Source organism: Sagittula sp. S175, assembly GCF_049800975.1.
Classification (GTDB): Bacteria; Pseudomonadota; Alphaproteobacteria; order Rhodobacterales; family Rhodobacteraceae; genus Sagittula.
On sequence record NZ_JBNAGB010000006.1, the window covers coordinates 167,423 to 184,637 of the forward strand.

Below are 17,215 nucleotides of genomic sequence, written 5' to 3' on the forward strand. Positions count from 1 at the left end.
CCCCCCGCGGGCGGCGCGGGCGCCGCCCCCCCCGGGCCGCCCGGCGGCCCGCCCCCCCCCCCCGCGGGTCGCCTCGGCGTCAGCCGAGGCGAAACATCATGCGGCGATGAACTCGTTCCACTTGCGGACCATGTACTGGTTCTCGTCCATGACGGCGTTCCAGCAGGCCACGCGGCCCATACGCTCCTCGAAGGACCCGCCGTCACGCACGTCGCCCGCCTTCGCCAGCACGTCGCCGGTGGGCGAGGTGATGTCGCCGGTCGCGGGTTTGCCCTCGAACCAGTAGCCCCACTCGTTCTCGGACATGAACTCCTTCGAGGTCTCCGGCACCGCCGAGTAATAGCCCTGGCGCATCAGGTAGCCGCCGACCCAGCCCGAAAGATACCAGTTGATGTATTCGTAGGCCGCATCCAGTTCCATGCCGGACAGCGAGTTCGACAGGCCGATGCCGCCGCCCCAGGACCGGTAGCCTTCCTTCAGCGGTTGGTAGACGCACTCGATGCCGCGCGACTTCACCGCCGTGATGGCGGGCGACCACATGGACTGGATGACGACTTCGCCCGAGGCCATCAGGTTCACCGACTCGTCAAACGTCTTCCAGAAGGCGCGGAACTGGCCGTTTTTCTTGGCTTCCATGAAGATACCGATGGTCTTGTCGATCTCTTCCTTCGTCATGTTGCCCTTGTCGCCATACTGGATCTCGCCCATGGCCTCGCAGACCATGGCCATGTCCATGATGCCGATCGACGAAATGTCGAGGATCGAGGCCTTGCCCTTGAACTCCGGGTTCAGCAGCTCGGCCCAGGACTCAATGGGGCGGCCGATCAGGTCGGGGCGGATGCCCAGCGTGTCGGCGTTGTAGATCGTCGGGATCAGCGTCATCCAGTTGGTCTGCTCGTCGGCAAAGGTCTTTGCGCCCTGCTCGGGGACAAAGCCCACGGTGTGCGGCGCGGTGCCCTGCGCGATGACCGAATCCTCAGTCAGCTTGCCGGATTTGAAGATGCCGACGATCTTGTCGTAGTTCTTGATCTTCGAGACATCCATCGCCTGCAGGTTGCCGGTCGGCCAGACCTTCTTGCAGATCCAGTACTCGATATCGGCGATGTCAAAGCTGTCCGGCTGGGTGGCGGCGCGCTGTGTCACGGCGTCGGAATCCAGTGCGGTCATCTCCAGGGTAAAGCCCAGGTCTTCCTTCACCTTGTTGGCCACGTCGTTCAGGTTCGACACGCCGGTGCCGAACTGGCGCAGGGTGATGTTCTTGGTCTCCTGGCCCCAGACCATGGGCGCGGGCAGGGCCGCTGCGGCCAGTGCCGCGCCGCCGGTCTTCAGCAGCGAACGCCGCGAGTAGCGGACTTTCGAAATCGTCGTCATGGTGTCATCCCTGTTCTTGGTTGGTGGTGTCCGAAATTTCCAAGGAAATTTCGATCACGCCCGTCGGGCGTGGTTTCGCGTCAGGCCCGCAGCGCGTGCAGGGCCTCCTGGTCCCAGTCGAGGCCAACGGCCTCGCCCACATCCTTCGGCGCGCCGAAGAAATCCCTGTCCGTCATCAGAGCCGTCAACTCCTGATCGCCCGCGACCATGGCGGTCAGGGCCACGTGGATGCCCTGATACTCGACCGAGGCCACGCGGCCCTGCAGTTTGGCCGCCTCGGGCGCCACGATCCGCAGCTGGTCGGACCGCACCGCGAAATGGCCTTCGGGGAGCGCGATCACGTTGTGGCTGCCGAGGAATTTCGCGACAAAGGCGGTGGCGGGCGCGTCGAACACCTCGCGGGTCGGACCCGCCTGTTCGATGACGGCGTTGTTCATCACCACGATCTGGTCGGCCAGCGCCAGCGCCTCGTCCTGTCCGTGGGTGACATGGATGAAGGTGATCCCCAGTTCCTTCTGCAACTTGCGCAGCTCGGCGCGCATGCGGATGCGCAGGAAGGGGTCCAGCGCCGACAGGGGTTCGTCCAGCAACAGCACCTGCGGGTTGGTAATCAACGCCCGGGCCAGCGCGACACGCTGTTGCTGTCCGCCGGACAGTTGCGCGGGCAGGCGGTCGGCAAGGTGGGTCATGTCCACCAGTTCGAGCATCTCCATGGCACGCTTGCGGCGCGGGGCGGCGTCGGTGCCTTTCATCTTCAGGCTGAAGGCCACGTTGTCCGCCACGCTGAGGTGGGGGAACAGCGCGTAGCTCTGGAACATCATCGCCGTGCCACGCTTGGCGGGCGGCAGGTGGCCGATGTCCTTGTTGCCCAACAGGATCGCGCCATCGCTGACGCTTTCGTGCCCGGCGATCATGCGCAGGGTCGAGGACTTGCCGCAGCCCGAGGGGCCGAGCAGGCAGGCGTAGGTGCCGGCAGGGAACATGTGGTTGATGGCGTCGACGGCGACCGTATCGCCATAGCGCTTGGTCAGTTTGACGAGCTCGAGGTCGAGGTCGGATCGCATGAGTGGCCCCCTTCAGATTGCATACGATCTGGCGGCGAACCGTCGCGAATCGGAACGGTTTTCTGTGATGGCGCAGAGGGATTGGTCATGATTTGCCGCAAATTTGTGCGAAAACCGCCAAGAAACGTCGAAAAACTGGCGCTGGATTGTATACGATCTGGTCAGTGATCGTGTGGCGGAGGGGCGAATCTTGCCGATGGTCCGGTCGGCGCATACCTCTAAAGGCAGATAACGAGGAGCAGTCAGGTGGATGTGACACCCCATGGCGCCAGCACGGCAGAGCAGATCGCGGCGCAGTTGACCGAGGCGGTCCACGAGCATCGCGTCCTGCCGGGCATGAAGCTGTCCGAGGACGAGGTGGGCGAGATCTTTGGCGTCGGGCGGACGGTGGTGCGGCAGGCGCTGCACGCGCTGGCCCATGACGGCCTGCTGACCATCGAGCGCAACCGGGGCGCATTCGTGGCGAAACCAACCGTGAAGGAGGCCCGCGAAGTCTTTGAGGCGCGGGCCCTGCTGGAGCCGCGCATGGCGCGCTCTGCCGCCGAACGCACCACGCCCGGGGACATTGCCCTGTTGGAACGGCACATTTCCGAGGAGCACACGGCGCTCAGAAACGGTGCGCCGGGGCTGGCGCTGAAGCTGTCCGGGCATTTCCACGTCGAGATCGCCCGGATCGCCGATCAGGCCACGGTGGAGGCTTTCGTTCGCCAGCTGGTGTCGCGTTCGTCGCTGGTGATCGCGCTGTACTGGCGGCGGCGCAATGCCATGTGTGAAAGCCACGCGCATCACGCTCTTGTGGACGCCCTTCGCAGGCAGGACGGCGACGCCGCCGAGGACCTGATGAAGGGGCACCTTCTGGACCTGATTTCACAACTGGACCTGCGGGACCTGCCCGATGGGGCGCAGTCGCTGAGGGAGGCTTTGGGGCGATGATCTTCTTTCGGAACATGGGCTTGGACGAATTGCAGCAGGTGCTGGACTGGGCCGCGGCAGAGGGCTGGAACCCGGGGCTGGACGACGCCGTATCCTTCCATGCGGCGGACCCGGAGGGGTTCTTTGTCGCCTGCGACGGGGAAGACATCGTGGCGGCGATCTCCGTCGTCAATCATTCCGAGGCTTATGCCTTCCTCGGCCTTTACCTGTGTCTGCCGGAGTATCGCGGCAAGGGGATCGGGTACGCCCTGTGGCAACATGCGCTGGCGCATGCCGGGACGCGCTGCGTGGGTCTGGACGGGGTGCAGGCGCAGCAAGCGAATTACGAACGCTCGGGATTTGTCCGGTCGGGAGAGACGGTGCGCTACGCCGGGCGGATCGCGGCGGACACCCATCCGGCGGTGCGGCTGATGCAGCCGACGGAGGCCGGGGCCGTGGTGGCGCTGGAAGCGCGCGCATCCGGTCAGGCAAAGCCCTATCTGGAGCGGTGGGTGCGCGGAGATACGACGCGGCAGACCTTTGTGCTGGACCGCGGCGGCGAGATTGCCGGGTTCGCCACGGTCCGGGCTTGCCGGGCGGGGGCGAAGATCGGGCCGTTTTGGGCGCAGACCGCGGAGGACGCGCGGGCGTTGTTGCAGGTGGCGGCGATCCCCTTTGGCGAAAGCGTGATGATCGACGTGCCGACACGCTCTGATCTTCTGGGTGGTATTTGTGACGACATGGGATTAACCCCCGGTTTCCGCACCGCGCGCATGTATCGCGGAACCGCGCCGGATTCGGCGGAAAGGCTTTTTGCCGTGGCGACGCTGGAGCTGGGCTGAGGCTTGAGCCTGCGCGTCGGGAATGGCATGTCTGGCGCTAACAGCGGAGGGCGACATGCGCACGATTGACGATATGGCGGCGGACATCCTGAATGCGGTTGCCGGGCGGCCCGCGCGGGGGCGGCGGCGGCTGATTGCGCTGGCCGGGGCGCCGGGGTCGGGGAAATCGACGCTGGCAGAGGCGGTGGCGGCACAACTGCCCCATGCGGTCGTGATGCCGATGGACGGCTTTCACCTCGACGACCGGCTTTTGGAGCCTGCCGGACTGCTGCCGCGCAAGGGCGCGCCGGAGACCTTCGACCGGGGGGGCTTTGCCGCGACGGTGGCGCGGGTCGCGACAGAGGAGGTGGTCTACCTGCCGGTGTTTGACCGCGCACGAGAGATTGCCATCGCGGGCGCGTCCCGCATCGGGCCGGAGACGGAAACCGTTGTTGTCGAAGGCAATTACCTGTGTCTGGACGAAGAGGGCTGGCGCGATCTGGGCGCGCTGTGGGACGTGTCCGTGTTCCTCGACGTGCCGGTGGAGGAGTTGGAGCGACGCCTGATTGCGCGCTGGCTGGGGTTCGGGTTCGACGCGGCGCGCGCCCGCGAGAAGGCGCTGGGCAACGACATTCCCAACGCGCGCCGTGTCGCGGAACGAAGGGTCGAGACAGACGTTACCGTGCACTGGGCGTGAATTTCGCCGCAATGCAGCATCAGGGGTGGTTGTCCGGTCCCCGGTTGGGCATAGTTGGTGAAGGCACGTAACGAGGGGGCACCATGGGGCTGGTTGTTTTCACCGATCTGGACGGGACGCTGCTGGACCACGGGTCCTATTCCTGGGAGGCCGCGCGACCCGCGCTGGAGGCGTTGAAGGCACGCGGGGTGCCGGTGGTGCTGGCGACCTCGAAAACCGCCGCCGAGGTGGCGGTGCTTCACGACGCACTGGATCTGGGCGACACACCCGCCATCGTCGAGAACGGCGCGGGGCTGTACCGCCCCGGCGAGGCGATCTCGGGCGGGGCGGACTATGCCCGGATCAGGCAGGCGCTGCAGGATGTGCCCACCGAGTTGCGGGCGGTGTTCGAAGGCTTTGGCGATGTCTCCGAGGCGCGGGTGGCTGAGCTGACGGGCCTGTCGGAGGAGGCCGCCGCACTGGCGCGCCAGCGGATGTATTCCGAGCCGGGGTCCTGGACCGGGACCGATGCGGAACTGAGCCATTTCAAGGCGATGCTGGGCATGTACGGGGTCAGCGCGCGCCATGGCGGGCGGTTCCTCACGCTGTCTCTGGGACGCACGAAGGCGGACGCCATGCGCGAGGTCATGGACATGCTGGGGGCGACGGTGACGATTGCGCTGGGCGACGCGCCCAACGACCGCGAGATGCTGGAGACGGCAGATTACGGGGTGATCGTGCGCAACGATCAGGGCACCGGGTTGCCGCCGATGGACGGCGAGGAAGACGGGCATATCCGGCGCACAGAGGCGCCGGGGCCGGAGGGCTGGGCCGAGGCGGTCCTGGCCCTGTTGAACGAGATCGAGAAGGACTGACCCATGGCGGATTTTCACCAGAACGGCAACATTGCCCAGTTTCACAATCTCCGCCAGCGGCCCATCGAAGAACTGGTCTACGAGATCGAAAGCTACGCGCAGACGCGGAAGATCTCGCTGGTGCTGCCCTCGCTGTTTTCCGAGCTGGAGGGGCCGGCGCTGGCAAACATCCTCAAGGAATTGAGCGAAGTCAGCTACTTGCACCGGATCATCATCGGGCTGGACCGCGCCGACGAGGACCAGTTCCGGCGGGCGAAGGACTTTTTCTCGGTGCTGCCGCAGGAGCATGTGGTGCTGTGGAACGACAGCCCGCGCATGAAGGCCTACATGGACAAGCTCGAAGGCCTTGGGCTTGCGCCCGAGGAGCCGGGCAAGGGCAAGAACATGTGGACCTGCATGGGCTACATGATCGGTTGCGCGGATACCTCGGTCATGGCGCTGCATGACTGTGATATCGTGACTTATCAAAAGGATATGCTGGCGCGGCTGGTCTATCCCGTGGTCAATCCGAACTTTCGCTATCAGCTGTCAAAGGGGTTCTATCCGCGCATCGGCGACGGCAAGCTGAACGGGCGGGTGACGCGGCTGCTGGTGTCGCCGCTGCTGATCGCGCTGAAGAAGGTGATCGGGGATCGCGACTACATCGACTACCTGCGGGCCTTCCGCTACCCGCTGTCGGGGGAGTTCGCCCTGCGCACCGGGCTGGTGCCGGATCTGCGCATCCCCTCGGACTGGGGGCTGGAAATTGGTGTGTTGTCAGAGGTTTGGCGGAATTCCGGGCGGCATTCTGTCTGCCAGGTGGAGATCGCGGATGCCTATGACCACAAGCATCAGGACGTGGGCGAAGAGGATGCGAAATCCGGTCTGAACCGCATGTCGACGGACATCTGCAAGGCGATCTTTCGCAAGCTGGCGGCGGACGGGACGCTGTTCTCGGCTAATACCTTTCGGACGCTGAAGGCGACTTATTACCGGATCGCATTGGATTTGCTGGAATTTTACGACAACGATGCGCGGATGAACGGGCTGACGCTGGACCGGCACCGCGAGGAGAAGACCATCGAGATGTTCGCCGAGAACATCATGGCGGCGGGGCATGTGTTCCTTGCGAAACCCAACGAGGCGCCGTTCATCCCGAACTGGAGCCGGGTGAATGCGGCGGATGCGGGCCTGATCGGTGAGTTGCGGGGAATCGTGGCAGCGGACAACGAGGAATTCGTGGCCAAGGCGTTTTGATGAACGACCGTTAAGGTTAATGCACCGGGCGCACGGGTTAAGGCCGCGTGCGCTGGGCAGGTATGGGGGGCTGGGCGGTACGAGCCACAAGGGTATAACCGTTTGGTAACGCAGCTTTCCGGTCTGTAAGGGGTAAACCGGCCGGTTTGCCCCGGTTAAACGGCCGGTTGGTAACCTTTCTGCGCTGCGGCGCGGAAAAATGGTTAATGATGGGCCGGGTCGGGGACGGGACTCGCGCGTGCCGCGCATCGCCCGCCCGCCGACCCGTCGGTCCCCGTGGCGGCTGCAGGTACGATGCTGTCGATTGGCGTGGGGCTCGCGCTTCCATGGCGGAGACCGTCAGGGGAGACAGGGTGCCGTCCCCCCTGACGTGGATCAGGTCACGAGCAGGCCGATATAGGCGGCGTATCCTGCCAGCAGCACGGCCCCTTCGCGGCGCGAGATGCGCAGGCCGGTCTTGGCGAAGATGACGAAGAGGGCCGAGACGGCCAGCATGACCAGATTGTCGAGAGTGACGATCTGGGCCGGCACTTCGGATGGCGCGCTGAGGGCGGTGATGCCGCCGATGCCGAGGATGTTGTAGATGTTCGATCCGACGATATTGCCGAAGGCCACGTCGCCCTGTTTGCGCAGGGCCGCGATGACCGAGGTCACCAGCTCTGGCAGCGAGGTGCCGACCGCGACGATGGTGAGGCCAATGACCTCCTGCGAGATGCCGGCGGATTCGGCCAGCGAGACGGCGCCGGACACGAGGTAGGTGCCGCCCGCGACAATCATGGCAAGGCCGCCGAAGGTCAGAGCCAAGGGCCAGAGGATGGGGCCCGGGGGCAGGGCATCGTCCTCGATGGTGGGCGCGGTGCGTTCCTGGCTGTAGACCAGCACCACGTAGGCGATCAGCGCGCCGACGCAGAGGAGGCCCGGCAGGCGGCCCATGTCCAGCACGAAGCTGAGCACGGCGAAGGCCGCCGCCACGGCGACCATGACCGTGGCATCCCGCTTCAGCCCGGCGGGGGAGACCGCAATCGGGAACAGCAGCGCCGAGAGGCCGCCGATCAGCAGGATATTGGCGATGTTGGAGCCCACGATATTGCCGTAGGCGATGCCCGGCGCGCCCGTCAGCGCGGCGCGGACCGAGGTCACCAGCTCTGGCAGCGAGGTGCCGAAGCCCACCAGCACAAGGCCGATCATCAGGGGCGAGACACCTAGGCGGCGGGCCACGTCAACCGCCCCCCGCACCAGCACGTCACCACCGACCACGAGAAGCACGAGACCGCCGAGCAGCGGCGCCCATATGTCGAGCATTTGATCTTCACACGGTAAGGCCCCGTGCGGGATGCACGGGGCGGTTCGGCTCAGGTGTGGTGGTGCGATGCGGCCCGCAAGAGGGCGGGGGGCAGGAGTCTGAAATAAACATCTCGGGCGCGAGGGGGGCGGTACGCCTGCGTCCCCGCCTGACCAATTGGGCACCGTGCCCCTGCCCGGAAGCTTGGCGATGGTTTGTCCGCCGCTTCGCTGACTCGCAGTATGTGCCGAAGTGGGGGCTCTGCCCCCGTCTCCCGTGCCGGGAGACTCCCCCGCGGTATTTGGATCAAGATGAAGGGCAAGGGCGCGCGCCCCTGCTTCTTTGGTTTTTCAAATACCCTCGGGGGAGTCCCGGAACGGGACGGGGGGCAGAGCCCCCTGCCACGGTCACGACCGGTGCGCGGTCTGGAGCCGGGGAGAGGCTGTCGGTTTTACGGGAGCAAGGGGGAGGGCGCGGCGGCGGCTCGGGGCTTTACCCCCGGTTGGTGATCCAGCGGCACTGGTAGGGGGCCAGCGTCACGCCGTCGGTTTCCGGGTGGAGGGTTTCTTTGGTTAGGAGGTCGGTCCAGTCTTCGTCGGCGATCAGGTTCATGGCCTTGGGGGGCAGCTCCACCGTGTCGGCGCTGACGTTGTGCAGGGCGAAGATGGATTGCGAGCGGTCGGGGGCCTGCCGCCAGACGGCGAAGACGCGGTCGTCGAGGGCGAGAGTGAAGTTCGTCGCGTTGGGGTGGAAGGCGGGTTGTTTCGCGCGGATCTTCAGCCGGTCGGAGAGGGCGGTGAGGACCTGCGATTGCGGGCTGGCGGGGTCCTTCAGCAGCGCGCGCAGCTCCGGGTAGTCCCAGCGGTGGCGGTTGATGGCGCGGTTCATCTGGCGGCGGGTGACGCCGTCGAGGTCATTTTCCGTGGCCAGCATGGCGTGGATGTAGAAGGCTGGGACGCCTTCGAGCGACATGACGATGGTTTGCGAGGCAATGAAGCGCGCGAGGTGGTGGTCCGTGTCGCCCTTGTACGTGCGGGCGGTGGCCGAGAAGAAGGTGGCGTTCAGTTCGTAGACGGCGGTGCCGCCGTCCGGCAGGGCGCGCATCGACGCGCGGCCGCCGGAATCCATGACGGTGGAGATCATCCTGGCGATTTCCTCGTCCGGGAGCAGCCCCTCGGCGGGGCGCATCCCGATGCCGTCATGGGAGGCGGTGAAGTTCAGGTAGGCGCAGCCCTGCGGCGCGGGCGGCATGGCGCGCATCCAGTTGGACAGGTAATGCGCGTCGCCCGACAGCATGGCGTGCAGGATCAGCGGCGGCAGCGGGAAGTTGTAGATCCAGTGGGCCTCGTTCAGCTGGCCGAAGTAGCTGAGGTTCTCGGCCTTGGGGACGTTCGTTTCGGTGAGCAGGACCACGGGTTCCTGCGCGAAGTCCGCCAGCACGCGGAGCAGTTGCACGATGGCGTGGGTCTGCGGCAAGTGGATCGAGGGCGTGCCCGGCTCCTTCCAGACGAAGGCCACGGCGTCGAGGCGGATGATCTTGACCCCCATGTCGACGTGCAGGCGGATGATGCGGATGATCTCCAGCAGCACCTCGGGATTCTTGAAGTTCAGGTCGACCTGGTCGTGGGAGAAGGTGCACCATACGTGTTTGGTGCCTTGGGCGGTTTCGATTTCCTGCAGCAGGGGGGTGATGCGGGGGCGGACGACCATCGACAGGTCGTCGTCGGGGGAGGCTTCGAAGAAGAATTCATCATAGGGTTTCTGGCCCTGGCGGTAGGCGTTGAACCATGTCCCCTGGCTGGAGACGTGGTTGAGGACGAGGTCGGACATCAGGTGCCAGTCCTCGCCGATGCGTTGGATGTCGGGCCAGTCGCCGAGCGTCGGATTGACCTTGGTGTAGTCGGTGACGGCGAAGCCATCGTCGGAGGTGAAGGGAAAGAACGGCAGGATGTGGACGCCGTTCACCACGCCCTTGAGGTTCTGGTCGAGAAAGTCGCGCAGCAGGTCGAGCGGTTTGTAGACGCCGTCCATCAGGCTGTCGCCGTAGGTGATGAGCAGGGCGTCCTTTTGGCTCCAGAGCGTGTTGAGCGGTTTGCGGGCGCGGCCACGGGGTTTGTGACCCTCGGGCCAGAAGGCGGCGGTGACCGCGTGGGCCAGCTCCTCGGGGTCGCGGTCCTTGTAGAGGCGCATGAGCAGGTCGCGCAGGCGGTTCGTCAGGGCGGTCGGGGCTGTGGTCATGGCGCGTCTTTCCGGTTTTGCGGACAAGTATAGGGGGCGTGGGCCGGGGGAACAGGGGCGGGCCGGGTCTGCGGCGGGCGGCGTTCGGGGGATGCCCGGTTTTTGGGCACAGATGCGGGGTTGCGCGGGGGCGCGCGTTGGGGGACCGTCGGGGGAAACAGGAGGGCCAGGGATGGATGTGACGGTCGAGGCGCGATGCCGCGTGCTGGAGATCACGCTGGAGCGTGGCAAGGTGAACGCCATGGATGCGGCGACCTCGCGGGCGCTGGGCGATGCCTTTGCGCGGTTGCAGAAGGACGACGGGTTGTCGGTGGGGATCATCACGGCGCGGGGGCGGTTCTTTTCCGCCGGATGGGATCTGAAGGCGGACGAGGACCCGGTGGCGGACATGGGTGTCGGCGGCTTTGCCGGTCTGACGGAGTACTGGGGCCTGACCAAGCCGGTGATCGCGGCGGTGAACGGGACGACGCTGGGCGGCGGGTTCGAGCTGGTGTTGAGCGCGGATATGGTGGTGGCGGCGGAGGGCGTGGAGTTTGCGCTGACGGAGGCGGCCATCGGGCTGGTGCCGGATTCGGGCGGGGTGATCCGCCTGCCGCGCCGCCTGCCGCGCGCCGTGGCGATGGAGATGATGATGACCGGCCGCCGCGCCTCGGCCGAGGAAATGGCGCGCTGGGGGCTGGTGAACGAAGTGGTTCCTGCGGACGGATTGATGGAGGCGGCGCGGGCCTTGGCCGAGCGGGTGGCGGCCTGCGCGCCGCTCAGCTTGCGGGCGATCAAGGAGATCGACCGGGCGACGGAGGGGCTGTGCGTGGAGGATGCGTTTCGCCGGATGCGGGCGGGGGACCTGTCGGCCTATGGCCGGATCTATGCCAGCGCGGACGCGAAGGAAGGCGTGGCGGCGGTCATGGAGAAGCGCAAGCCGGAGTGGACGGGGCGATGATCGAGACGGTCGAGATATTCCACGACTGGACCGGGGCCGTGGAGGCTCCCTTGCGGCTGGTCGAGGGCGTGGTGCCGGGGGACTGGGTCGACGAGTACGGGCACATGAACATGGCCATGTACCTCGCCGCCTGCGACCAGGCGAATTGGGCATTCTTCAACTGGATCAACGATCCGCTGCGGATGCCGGATCGGGGCGGGCATGAATACGTCATCGTGGAAAACCACGTGACCTACGGCGCGGAACTGGCGGAGGGAGATGCTTTTGCCATCGAGACGCAAGTGCTGGCGTGGGACGCCAAGCGGTTCATCCTGTTTCATCGGGTGCTGACCGCTGACGGCGCGGTGGCGGCGACGAACGAGGTGAAGATGCTGGGCTTCAATCTGGAGACCCGGCGACCGGAGGCATGGGTGCCGGAGGTGGCTGCGCGGCTGGAGCGGATCGGGCAGGCGCACGGCGCGCTGGAGCGGCCCGCGCAGGCCGGGCAGGGCATCGTGCTGGGGCGGCGCTAGGCGGCTGTTCCCACGCGGAGCGCGCGGATGCGCGCACAGGGGAGCGCGGGCTGCGCCCACGCCGGGTGGGGGCTCTGCCCCCGTCTGCGCGTCCCGCTCAGACTCCCCCGAGGGTATTTGGATCAAGATGAAGGGCAAAGCGCGCGCCTCCTGCCTTCATCTTGATCTAAATACCCTCGGAGGGGGTCCGGGGGAGGCAGAGCCTCCCCCGGCTGGTCGCCGCCGTCAGGCGGCGAAACCTTTCTTTATTGAAGCGCCTTGTCGGTGATGGCGTGGGTCCATGCGCCTTCGGGCACCTTGGTGATCACCGGGTCGGAGCCGCCGGACATCAGCGTGTCGACGGTGCGCTGGTAGTCGGCCTCGTCCAGGGCGCCGTTGGAGCCTGCCGTCAGCTTGGCCACTTCGCCCATCATGCGCATCTGGTGTTCCTCGGTCTGGGCGCCGGTCTCGTCGTAGTCCAGGACGATCATGGCCGCCTCTTCGGGGTTCTCCTCGGCCCATTTCCAGCCGGCCATCGACGCCTTCACGAAGCGGGCCATCTTGTCCTCAAAGGCTGCGTCGCCGAGCTTGTCCTCGAGCACGTAGAGGCCGTCCTCCATCGTGGCGACGCCCTGGTCCTGGTATTTGAAGGTGACCAGTTCCTCGGGCGTGATGCCGCTGTCGATGACCTGCCAGTATTCGTTGTAGGTCATGGTCGAGATGCAGTCGGCCTGGCGCTGGATCAGCGGGTCGACGTTGAAGCCCTGTTTGAGGACTTCGACGGAGCCTTCGGCCTTGCCGTCCGTCTTGATGCCCAGCGTGTTCATCCACGACAGGAAGGGGTATTCGTTGCCGAAGAACCAGACGCCGAGGGTGCGGTTGGCGAGGCTGTCGGGGCCGTCGATGCCGACGTCGCCCCAGCAGGTCAGCATCATACCGGAGGATTTGAACGGCTGGGCGATGTTCACCAGCGGCAGGCCGTTTTCACGCGCTGCCAGTGCTGCGGGCATCCATTCGACGATGACGTCCGCGCCGCCGCCCGCGATGACCTGCGTCGGTGCGATGTCCGGGCCGCCGGGGAGGATGGTGACGTTGAGGTCTTCGGCCTCGTAGAGCCCCTGGTCGAGGGCGACGTAGTAGCCTGCGAACTGGGCCTGCGTGACCCACTTGAGCTGGAGCGTCACGTCGTCGGCGGCGAGCGCCTGCGTGGCCATGAGCGCGAGCGCCGAGGCAGTGGTGAAGATGGATTTCATGGGAACCTCCTTGGGTTTGTTTGCCCCCGATTCTGCGTCGGGGGATTGGGAACAGGTTAGCGTTTGCGTTGGCTGGCGTGCCAGAAGGTTGCACGTTTTTCGAGCAGTGCCATGAGGCCATAGAAGGCGGTGCCTGCCAAAGCGGCAGTGAGGATCGCGGACCAGACCATGGCGAGGTCGAGTTGTCCGATCGAGGTGGAGATGCGGAAGCCGAGGCCCAGCGTGGGGGAGCCGAAGAATTCCGCCACGATGGCGCCGATGAGGGCCAGTGTCGTCGTGATCTTCAGCCCGTTGAAGATGAAGGGGAGGGCTGCGGGGAGCCTGAGCGCGGTCAGGGTCTGGATGTGGCTGGCGGCGTAGGTGCGCATGAGGTCGCGTTGCATGCTCGTCGTCTCGGACAGGCCAGCGACGGTGTTCACCAGCATGGGGAAGTAGACCATGAGGACGACCACGGCGGCCTTGGATTGCCAGCCGAAGCCGAACCACATCACGAGGATCGGCGCGGTGCCGACGATGGGCAGGGCGGCCATGAAGTTGCCCAAGGGGAGCAGGCCCCTGCGCAGCCAGTCGGAGCGGTCGATGAGCAGCGCGGTCAGGACGGCGGCGGTGTTGCCGATGAGGTAGCCCGCCAGAGCGCCCTTGAGGATGGTCTGGGTGAAGTCGCCCCAGAGCAGGCCGAGGTTGGCCGCGAAGCTTTGCGCGATCTGGCTGGGGGGCGGGAGGATCACCGTGGGGACCTCGGCGCCGCGCACGATGAGTTCCCACATGGCGAGGAGCGTCGCGCCGAAGATCAGCGGCACGGCGAGGCGGACGACCTGCGTGTCACGGGCGGAGCCGTTGGCGAGGGCCACGTTCAGCGCGAAGCCTGCGGCCCAGAGGGCGAGGGCGGTGAGGATGAGCGTCATGCGTGGCCTCCGGCGAAGGTCGCTGTGTCGGGGGCGGAGGTGAGTATTTGGGCCAAGAAGACGCTTGTAGAGTTTTGCTTGGTCTGGGTCATTGGGCCATTCCCATCTTTGCCAGGGTGCGGCGTTCCACGGCGCCGATGGCCCAGACCAGCGTGGCGGCGAGGCCTGCGGCCATCAGGAGCGCGGCCCAGATCTGGGCGGTCTGGCCGTAGTAGCTGCCCGCCAGCATGCGCGCGCCGAGGCCGCCTTTTTGCACCGGGAGTTCGCCGACGATGGCGCCGACGAGGGAGGCGGCGATGGCGATCTTGAGCGAGGCAAAGAGGTAGGGGACGGAGGCGGGCAGGCGCAGTTTCAGCAGCGTGTCTCGGGGCGTGGCGGACCAGGTCTTCATCTGGTCCATCTGCATGTGGTCGGGGGAGCGCAGGCCTTTGACCATGCCGACGACCACGGGGAAGAAGGAGAGGTAGGCGGAGATGACGGCCTTTGGCAGCAGGCCCTGGATGCCGACGGAGTAGAGGACGACGATGATCATGGGGGCCAGCGCCACGATGGGGATGGTCTGGGAGACGATGGCCCAGGGCATGACGGACATGTCCATGGTGCGGCTATGCACGATGCCGATGGCCAGCAGGATGCCGAGGCCGGTGCCGATGAGGAAGCCCACGGCGGTGGCGTTCAGGGTGACGAGGGCGTGGTAGAGGAGGCCCCGGTTCGACAGCGTGCCGGAATTCACGAGGCCGCGGCGGCCTGTGAGTTCCTCGGCGATGGTGGATTGGTAGAGTTCCGAGAGCACCTGGTGCGGTGCGGGCAGGCGGGGGCGGTCGAGGGACCAGCTGTCACCGAGGAGGTCGGGGTTGCGGGCGACCAGCGCGAGGTTGCCCATGTCGCGGCGTTCCACGGCGGTGGCGGGGCTGACGGTGGCCCCGGCGCGTTCGGCGTTGGTCAGGGTTTCCTGCACGTTCATCGGCACGACGGCGATGTACCAGACCGCGATCAGGGCGGCGATGACGCCGAGGAGGGGGGGGATGTGTCTCATGCCTCTCTCCACCATTCCATGCGCAGGCCTGCGACCGGGTATCCGGCCATGGGGGCGGGGCCGCCGATCGGGACGAACCCCTGGCTGCGGAAGAACATCTGCACGGGCGCGCTGAGGGTGGGGGCGTTGAAGAACAGGAAGTTGCGGCCCTGTTTGGCGAGGTCGAGCAGTTCGGTGGCGCGGCCCTGGCCCTCGCGGGTGGAGAAGAGGCCACGCACCTCGTGGCTGGTGGTGTCGAGGGAGAGGAAGGCCTCGACCGGGTCGCCCGCGACGAGCACGGTGTGCTGGCGGATGGCGCCCGTCACGCGGGCGGTGACATGCGCGGTGGTGATGCCCTCGGGGACCCAGAGGCAGTCGGCGAGCCAGCGTTCCACCATGGCGGCGCAGGTGGGGATGTCGGCCTCGGTGGCGCGGCGGATCAGGGTGGCCGGAGGTGCGAGGGCGACGGCGAGGTCGCGCAGGTCGGTCGGCGGGATGGTGTCGTGCGGGGGCGTCATGTGGTCGGTCCTTCGCGGTGCCAGTCCATGCGGTACATGGCGGGGCGGCCGCTTTCGGTGGGGATTTCTTCGGTGCGGGTGAAGCCTTCGCGCGTGTAGAAGGCCTGTGCGCGGGTGTTGGGCAGGTAGACCGTCAGCCAGAGGTGGTCGCGGCCATGCTTGGCGAGGTCGAGCAGGCGTTTACCGGTGCCCTGACCGGGGTTTTCAAGGTAGATCGCGCCGATCTTGCCCAGACCCGGGTCGATGGAGAGGTAGCCGTCCACCGGATCGCCCGTGACGTAGAGGTCGCGTTCGGGCAGGGCGGCGGCGATGAGCGTTTCCAGCACGTCCAGCGGCGGGGTGTCGGTGATATAGCCCGTGGCGCGCTCCCAGTCGTGCACGATGCGGGCGCAGGCGGCGACATCGGCGGGCGTGGCGGGGCGTATGCGGTGGGGCATCAGGTGCGGCCTCCGCCCGGCCAGAGGATCAGGGCCACCGAGACGACGCCAAGGGCGATGCCGGCGGTTTGCAGCGCTGTGGGGCGTTCGTGAAAGAGCACGAGGCCCACGGCGGCGGCGAGCACCAGTTGCAGCACTGCAGACAGCGAGATGGCGACGGTCATGCCGCTTTCGCGCATGAGGCGGACCATCATGAGGTTGCCGAGGGTATAGAGGGCGAGCGCGCCGACGAGCGTGAGCCAGCGGCCATCGTCGACGTGCTGGCGCAGCGTGGCCGAGGCCGCGAGGAAGACGGCCATGGCGGCGGCGAGCCATGAGAGGAAGGCGGTGCTCATGTTCGCTGTCCCGGGGTGGGGGCGATTTTTCTGCGAAAAATCATGGCCGGTGGTGGGGTCATTCCTGATACCCCGCGCGGAGGCCTTCGCGGACGCGGTGGGCGATTTCGATGAATTCGGGCGTGTCGCGGATGTCGAGGGGGCGTTCGCGCGGCAGGGGGCTTTCGATCACGTCTGTGATGCGGCCCGGGCGCGGGGACATGACGACGATATGGGTCGACAGGTAGACGGCCTCGGGGATGGAGTGGGTGACGAAGGCGATGGTCTTGCCGGTCTTGTCCCAGAGGCTGAGGAGTTCCTCGTTCAGGCGGTCGCGGACGATTTCGTCGAGCGCGCCGAAGGGTTCGTCCATCAGGAGGATGTCGGCGTCGAAGGCCAGCGCGCGGGCGATGGAGGCGCGTTGCTGCATCCCGCCGGACAGCTGCCAAGGGAATTTCTTTTCGAACCCTGCGAGTTCCACGAGGTCTAGGACCTTGGCGATGCGCTTTTGCTGCTCGGCCTTTGAGTAGCCCATGATTTCCAGCGGCAGGGCGATGTTGCGCCCGATGGTGCGCCAGGGGTACAGCCCCGCCGCCTGGAAGACATAGCCGTAGGCGCGGGCCTTGCGGGCGTCGTCGGGGGTCATGCCGTTCACGGTCAGCGTGCCGCCGGTGGGGTGTTCGAGGGCCGCCATGCAGCGCAGGAATGTCGTCTTGCCGCAGCCCGACGGGCCGATGAAGGAGACGAAGGCGCCCTTGGGGATGTCGAGGGACACGTCCTTGAGCGCGTGCACCGGGCCGTCATTGGTCTGAAAGGTGAGGTCGAGGTTCTTGGCCTGGATGACCGGGGTGGACGTCATGCGGTGGG

The 17,215-nt window shown here is 66.4% G+C and carries 18 protein-coding genes; 7 read left to right on the forward strand and 11 right to left on the reverse strand.

Annotated features, from left to right (window positions below):
- Window positions 1-96 precede the first annotated feature (96 nt).
- Complete coding sequence (locus ACP16H_RS10045; RefSeq protein ID WP_425072254.1) at window positions 97-1,362, reverse strand: ABC transporter substrate-binding protein; 1,266 nt, start codon at window positions 1,360-1,362, stop codon at window positions 97-99.
- An 89-nt stretch (window positions 1,363-1,451) separates the two neighbouring features.
- The gene (locus tag ACP16H_RS10050; RefSeq protein WP_425072148.1) at window positions 1,452-2,435 is read right to left on the reverse strand and encodes an ABC transporter ATP-binding protein; all 984 of its coding nucleotides are present in this window, start codon (window positions 2,433-2,435) and stop codon (window positions 1,452-1,454) included.
- 246 nt (window positions 2,436-2,681) lie between these two features.
- Between ACP16H_RS10050 and ACP16H_RS10055 the strand changes: the two genes are divergently transcribed.
- The 5 genes from ACP16H_RS10055 to ACP16H_RS10075 all read left to right on the forward strand — a co-directional run bounded on the left by ACP16H_RS10055 (window position 2,682) and on the right by ACP16H_RS10075 (window position 6,955).
- The gene (locus ACP16H_RS10055; protein ID WP_425072149.1) at window positions 2,682-3,368 is read left to right on the forward strand and encodes a GntR family transcriptional regulator; all 687 of its coding nucleotides are present in this window, start codon (window positions 2,682-2,684) and stop codon (window positions 3,366-3,368) included.
- Window positions 3,365-4,189: a GNAT family N-acetyltransferase gene (locus ACP16H_RS10060; RefSeq protein WP_425072150.1), complete on the forward strand. Its 825-nt coding sequence runs from the start codon at window positions 3,365-3,367 to the stop codon at window positions 4,187-4,189. Before ACP16H_RS10055 ends, ACP16H_RS10060 begins: the two co-directional genes overlap by 4 nt.
- Window positions 4,190-4,244: 55 nt before the next feature.
- Entirely contained in the window at window positions 4,245-4,865 is a 621-nt protein-coding gene (locus ACP16H_RS10065; RefSeq protein WP_425072151.1) for a nucleoside/nucleotide kinase family protein, read from the forward strand.
- A gap of 83 nt (window positions 4,866-4,948) precedes the next feature.
- The gene (locus ACP16H_RS10070; protein ID WP_425072152.1) at window positions 4,949-5,719 is read left to right on the forward strand and encodes an HAD-IIB family hydrolase; all 771 of its coding nucleotides are present in this window, start codon (window positions 4,949-4,951) and stop codon (window positions 5,717-5,719) included.
- Window positions 5,720-5,722: 3 nt separating this feature from the next.
- Window positions 5,723-6,955: a glycosyl transferase gene (locus tag ACP16H_RS10075; RefSeq protein WP_425072153.1), complete on the forward strand. Its 1,233-nt coding sequence runs from the start codon at window positions 5,723-5,725 to the stop codon at window positions 6,953-6,955.
- A gap of 375 nt (window positions 6,956-7,330) precedes the next feature.
- Here ACP16H_RS10075 and ACP16H_RS10080 read toward each other — a convergent pair whose 3' ends face one another.
- Both ACP16H_RS10080 and ACP16H_RS10085 read right to left on the reverse strand, forming a co-directional pair.
- Window positions 7,331-8,257: a calcium/sodium antiporter gene (locus ACP16H_RS10080; protein WP_425072154.1), complete on the reverse strand. Its 927-nt coding sequence runs from the start codon at window positions 8,255-8,257 to the stop codon at window positions 7,331-7,333.
- A gap of 472 nt (window positions 8,258-8,729) precedes the next feature.
- Window positions 8,730-10,475, reverse strand: a complete 1,746-nt coding sequence (locus ACP16H_RS10085) for an alpha-amylase family glycosyl hydrolase (RefSeq protein WP_425072155.1) — start codon at window positions 10,473-10,475, stop codon at window positions 8,730-8,732.
- A 172-nt stretch (window positions 10,476-10,647) separates the two neighbouring features.
- Between ACP16H_RS10085 and ACP16H_RS10090 the strand changes: the two genes are divergently transcribed.
- Together ACP16H_RS10090 and ACP16H_RS10095 are read left to right on the forward strand one after the other, a co-directional pair.
- Window positions 10,648-11,415 carry an enoyl-CoA hydratase-related protein gene (locus tag ACP16H_RS10090; RefSeq protein WP_425072156.1) on the forward strand — a complete coding sequence of 256 codons (768 nt, stop codon included), beginning with the start codon at window positions 10,648-10,650 and terminating at the stop codon, window positions 11,413-11,415.
- Complete coding sequence (locus tag ACP16H_RS10095) at window positions 11,412-11,927, forward strand: thioesterase family protein (RefSeq protein ID WP_425072157.1); 516 nt, start codon at window positions 11,412-11,414, stop codon at window positions 11,925-11,927. Before ACP16H_RS10090 ends, ACP16H_RS10095 begins: the two co-directional genes overlap by 4 nt.
- 245 nt (window positions 11,928-12,172) lie before the next feature.
- Here the strand turns inward: ACP16H_RS10095 and ACP16H_RS10100 are convergent, their stop codons facing one another.
- The 7 genes from ACP16H_RS10100 to ACP16H_RS10130 form a co-directional block, all read right to left on the reverse strand.
- Window positions 12,173-13,159 (reverse strand): ABC transporter substrate-binding protein, encoded by a 987-nt coding sequence (locus ACP16H_RS10100; RefSeq protein WP_425072158.1) that lies wholly within the window; start codon window positions 13,157-13,159, stop codon window positions 12,173-12,175.
- Window positions 13,160-13,215: 56 nt separating this feature from the next.
- A complete protein-coding gene (locus tag ACP16H_RS10105) occupies window positions 13,216-14,064 on the reverse strand; it encodes an ABC transporter permease (RefSeq protein WP_425072159.1) in 849 nt (282 codons plus the stop codon).
- 88 nt (window positions 14,065-14,152) lie between these two features.
- The gene (locus tag ACP16H_RS10110; protein ID WP_425072160.1) at window positions 14,153-15,100 is read right to left on the reverse strand and encodes an ABC transporter permease; all 948 of its coding nucleotides are present in this window, start codon (window positions 15,098-15,100) and stop codon (window positions 14,153-14,155) included.
- A complete protein-coding gene (locus ACP16H_RS10115) occupies window positions 15,097-15,597 on the reverse strand; it encodes a hypothetical protein (RefSeq protein ID WP_425072161.1) in 501 nt (166 codons plus the stop codon). The genes ACP16H_RS10110 and ACP16H_RS10115 overlap by 4 nt, the downstream gene beginning before the upstream one ends.
- Window positions 15,594-16,034: an N-acetyltransferase family protein gene (locus ACP16H_RS10120; protein ID WP_425072162.1), complete on the reverse strand. Its 441-nt coding sequence runs from the start codon at window positions 16,032-16,034 to the stop codon at window positions 15,594-15,596. The genes ACP16H_RS10115 and ACP16H_RS10120 overlap by 4 nt, the downstream gene beginning before the upstream one ends.
- The gene (locus ACP16H_RS10125) at window positions 16,034-16,369 is read right to left on the reverse strand and encodes an EamA family transporter (protein ID WP_425072163.1); all 336 of its coding nucleotides are present in this window, start codon (window positions 16,367-16,369) and stop codon (window positions 16,034-16,036) included. Before ACP16H_RS10125 ends, ACP16H_RS10120 begins: the two co-directional genes overlap by 1 nt.
- Window positions 16,370-16,427: 58 nt before the next feature.
- The gene (locus tag ACP16H_RS10130; protein WP_425072164.1) at window positions 16,428-17,207 is read right to left on the reverse strand and encodes an ABC transporter ATP-binding protein; all 780 of its coding nucleotides are present in this window, start codon (window positions 17,205-17,207) and stop codon (window positions 16,428-16,430) included.
- Window positions 17,208-17,215: the final 8 nt, after the last annotated feature.